Annotated in this window: 1 pseudogene; it reads left to right on the forward strand. The window is 72.6% G+C overall.

Going from position 1 to position 803, the window contains the following annotated elements:
* Positions 1–803 (forward strand): annotated as a pseudogene (locus tag HUK84_RS20860) (cytochrome C biogenesis protein); the annotation flags it as partial.

Raw genomic sequence — 803 nt, forward strand, 5'->3', positions numbered from 1 at the left:
GCCTGTGCCCTCGCCCTTCGCCGCGACCATTGCGCCCGACGGCGTGCTGACCTTGACCGGCCAGGGCCTGACCCCGGACGCGGTGCGCGACGCGTGGTTCCTGCCGCAGACCGAGGGAGCGATCGACCAGGACGCGGCCCAGGCCCTGTCCGTGCAGGAAGGCCGGCTGACCCTGGCGCTGAAACCCGCCGATTCGTTCCGCAAGGCTCCGACCCTGGACGGAATCGTGGTGCTGAAGGACCCGGCGGGCGAAGAGCGCGGCCTGGCGGTGTCGGCCGGCTTCGCGCCTGCGGCCGCCGTATCGCCCACCGTTTCGTCCACCGCCCCGGCGGACACGGCGGCGGGCCAAGGCACGGCCCATATTCTGCTTCTGGCCTTCGCCGGCGGCCTGATCCTGAACCTGATGCCCTGCGTGTTTCCCGTCCTGGTGATGAAGGCGATGGCGCTGACCCGCCTGGCCGGCAGCGGCGCATCGGTCAGGCTGGCCGGGGCCGGGTCCTATGCCGCCGGGGTGATCGGGGCATTCGTGCTGCTGGGCGGGGTGACCCTGACCCTGCGCGCGGCCGGTGCGGCGGCGGGCTGGGGGTTTCAGTTCCAGTCGGCGGCCTTCGTGACGGCGGTGTGCTGGCTGCTGTTCGCGGTGGCGTTGAATCTGCTGGGCGTATTCGGCATGGGCAATGCCGTGGCGGCGCTGGGGAGCGGCCCGGTCTCGCGCGCCGGCTATCTGGGCGATGCGATGACCGGCCTGCTGGCGGTGCTGGTGGCCACGCCCTGCACCGCACCCTTCATGGGGGTGGCGGTGG

This window comes from Nguyenibacter vanlangensis (assembly GCF_013376155.1).
GTDB lineage: Bacteria > Pseudomonadota > Alphaproteobacteria > Acetobacterales > Acetobacteraceae > Gluconacetobacter > Gluconacetobacter vanlangensis.